General features: G+C 71.0%; 2 protein-coding genes and 1 pseudogene. 2 read left to right on the plus strand and 1 reads right to left on the minus strand.

The window, feature by feature from the left end; all coding sequences use genetic code 11:
* Window positions 1–1485 (plus strand): HD-GYP domain-containing protein (locus A7B18_RS22775; protein WP_245873002.1); only part of this gene is annotated, 1485 nt, incomplete at its 5' end.
* Between the two features lie 71 nt (window positions 1486–1556).
* Window positions 1557–2348, plus strand: coding sequence for a pyrroline-5-carboxylate reductase (gene proC / locus A7B18_RS21005; RefSeq protein ID WP_102128605.1), 792 nt, complete (start codon window positions 1557–1559; stop codon window positions 2346–2348).
* 920 nt (window positions 2349–3268) lie between these two features.
* Here the strand turns inward: proC and A7B18_RS21010 are convergent.
* A pseudogene (locus A7B18_RS21010) lies at window positions 3269–3377 on the minus strand (IS5/IS1182 family transposase); the annotation flags it as partial.

A 3377-nucleotide genomic window follows, 5' to 3' on the forward strand; every position in this document is an offset into this window, starting at 1 on the left:
GAAGGTCTCGCCCTCGAAGGAGACGGCGACGCGCAGGCCGTGGGCACTCGTGTGCCGGAGTTCGCGCACGTCGAAGAACGGCTGGTGCGGGCTCCCGAGCCCCTGCGCGGCGGACTGGTGGCCCTCGGCAGCCTGAGCGAGGCCTCGGTGCGCGGGCGGCTGCGCCCCTTCCTGCTGCGGCGACTCGCGGCGGGGGCCGACCCTACCCCGTACGTCCTGTCCGTGCCGGGGTGGAGGGGCGAGCGGGGCTTCTTGCTCGTGGTGCCGCTGGGGCCCGCCGGGCCGCTGCGGGGGGCGTGGGTCTTCGCGTGTCCCTACCGGCCCCACCGCCCGGGCCCCGAGGCCTGGGGGGCGCTGCTCGACGCCGCGCGGCACCCGGCCCTGCTCCAGAGCCTGGGCCCCGACGACCCGCCGGGCGAGGAGGGCCACCGCAGCGCCGCGAGCCTGCTGCGCAGCCTGGGGGAAAGCGACGTGTCCTCGGCCCTCGCCGAGCGGGGACTACACCACCTCGTCGGTGAGGACGGCGCGCAGGCGGGCGCCTACCTCACGGTGCGGGGCGCGCCGGGGGCCACCCCGGGGGCGGGTGAGGTCTCGACGCTGGTGGAGGTCGGTCCCCGGGAGGGGGCTTCCCCCCTGCGGGTGCCCGACGAGATCGTGCGCCGCGTGACCCGGCAGGGCGAGCCCCTGTCGCTGACCTCCCCGCACCCCCTGCTGCCCGACCCGCTCACGAGCGCGCTCCTCACCCCCGTGCAGGGGTCGGGGGGAACGGCGGGTGTGCTCGCCCTCCTCGACACGCGGGCGGGGGCACAGCCTGCTCCCGAGACGCCGGGCCTGCTCGCCCTGCTCGCCGAGCGGCTGGGGCAGGCCGCCGAGCGGCAATCGGCCCTGCGCGACCTCACCCGCACCCGCGAGCAGGCCTTCCACGTCCTGGGCAAGGTGCTCGAATACCGCTCCTACGAGACCAAGGGCCACACCGACCGGGTGACGGCCCTCGCCCTGCGGCTGGGCACCCACCTCGACCTGGAGTACGGCGACCTCGCGCACCTGAGGTGGGGGGCGTACCTCCACGACCTCGGCAAGATCGCCATCCCCGACGCGGTGCTCCTCAAGCGCGGGCCGCTGACCCCCACCGAGCGCGAGCTGATGCGCGGGCACGTCACCATCGGCGAGTTCATCTTGCGCGAGCAGGGCTTCGTGCCGGGCGAGGTGCTGGAGGTCGTGCGGCACCACCACGAGCGCTGGGACGGTCGCGGCTACCCCGACGGGTTGAGGGGCGAGGAAATTCCCCTGCTCGCCCGGCTCTTCACGGTCGTGGACGTGTACGACGCCCTGACCAGCGAGCGGCCCTACAAGCCGTCGTGGACCCACGAGGACGCCCTCGCCGAGCTGCGGCGCATGGCGGGCAGGCACCTCGACCCGGCGTTGCTGGAGGCCTTTCTCACCCTGCCGGAGTTGCCCGGCCTGGCGCCCTCCCTTCCGGCCTAGCGCGGCCCGGCCCCGCACGGGGTAGGCAAGGCGTGTCCGGCGTCCGCGCCCCCCCTCCTATACTCCTGCGCATGAGACTCGCCATCGTCGGCGTCGGGAAACTCGGCCTCGCCCTTCTCGAAGGGGTCACGTCGCGCGGCGTGCTGCGCCCGGCGGACATCGGCCTGCTCGACGCGAACGCCGCCCGCGCCGCCGATCTCGCCTCCCGCACCGGCGCCCGCGTCGTCACCCGCGCCGACCTCGCCCTCTCCGAGCGCATCCTGGTGAGCGTGCAGCCGCGCGTCTTTCCCGAGATCAGCGAGTGGCTCGCCCAGGAGAGCGCGGGCTACGTCAGCACGATGGCGGGGGTCAGCACCGCCACCCTCGCCCGGCGCCTGGGAACGAGGCGCGTCGTGCGGGTGATGCCCAACCTCGCCGCCACCATCGGGCGCAGCCAGACCGCGATCACCGCCCCCCGCGAGGCCGAGGACGCCGGGGACCTCGCCTTCGCCCGGACGCTTTTCGGCTCCGTCGGCGACGCCTACGACCTCCCCGAACACCTCTTCAACGCCTTCACCGGCATGAGTGCGTCGGGCCCCGCCTACGCCGCCGTCGTCGCCGAGGCGCTCGCGGACGGCGGCGTCCGCATGGGCTTGCCCCGCGCCCTCGCCCACGAACTCGCCGCCAAGCTCCTCGTCGCCAGCGGGGAGCTCCTGCAACAGCGGGCGCACCCCGGTCTCCTCAAGGACGAGGTGTCGAGCCCCGGCGGCACCACCATCGCCGGGCTGGAGGCGCTGGAGGTCGCGGGGGTGCGCGGCGCCTTCATGCGCGCGGTCGTGGCGGCGACCCGGCGGGGAAGCGAGCTGGGGAAGGATCAGGAGTAGGGAAGGCGAAGAGGGAGTGCGCCTGCATCTGGCCGCGCCGATGCCTAGCTGTGGAAGAGTAAGCAACCGATGGCGACCAAGAACGAGCGCAAGACGGAAGAGTTGATCCGACAAGCCTTCCGCGACCACAGTTACTACGACCCGGCGAACGACGTGCAGGTGGAGGAGCAGAAGAGCGCCATCGAGAGCGTGAAGCGAGCCATGAAGGGCGCCAGCAAGACCGGCAAGAGCGGTATCGGCGCGCCTGAATTCGTCGTGTCCGATCATGGCACGCCCGACTTCCTGCTGATCGCGGAAGCGAAAGCTGACCCGCGCGACCACATCAGTCTGCGCGTGCCCGGCTTGCTTGACGGCACCTTGGAGCCGGCACCGGCCGACCCCGTGGAAGGGCTGGAGGCCATCAAGGCTGCCAACAAATACGCTGTGGACGGCGCGCTGCACTACGCTCGCTTTCTGAGCCGCGAGCACAACGTAATCGCCTTGGGTGTTAGCGGAGAGACCGCCAAGGCTTTAAAGGTCAGCGCCTACCTGTGGCCTAAGGGGGCTACGCGGCCCAAATTGCTCACCAACGAGGCCGGCCACCCCGTCGAAGCCATCGTATCCTGGCCGGACTTTATCCGGCTCGCCAGCTTCGATGAAAATGTGCGCCAGCGCCGCATGGCCGACCTGATGGACTTTAGCCGGACGCTGCACGACTTCATGCGGGATCACGGCAAGCTTAGCGAATCTGAAAAGCCCCTTTTGGTCTCGGGCACGTTGATCGCATTGAGGACCCCGGCTTCTCGCTGGCGTACGGTGCCTACAGCCCGGCCGACCTACAGAAGAAATGGTTGGAGGCAATTCAAGATCAGATCAGGAAAGCCGACATCCCCCAGGCGAAGAAGGACAATATGGCCCAGCCCTAGAGGCTGCCAAGAAGGCTATGCAAAAAGGGGCTTGAGGTTGTTGCACAGCAGAACGCAGGCGGCCAGGAAATGGAACCCGACGAGGGTGGACGGCAGCCGCTCCAAGTCTCGTCCCAAGCGCCGG

The sequence above is a fragment of the Deinococcus planocerae genome (assembly GCF_002869765.1).
Classification (GTDB): domain Bacteria; phylum Deinococcota; class Deinococci; order Deinococcales; family Deinococcaceae; genus Deinococcus; species Deinococcus planocerae.

What these genes read in the sequence shown, in the direction of transcription:
- proC (WP_102128605.1), top strand. Translation starts at nt 1,557, where the DNA reads ATGAGACTCGCCATCGTCGGCGTCGGGAAACTCGGCCTCGCCCTTCTC.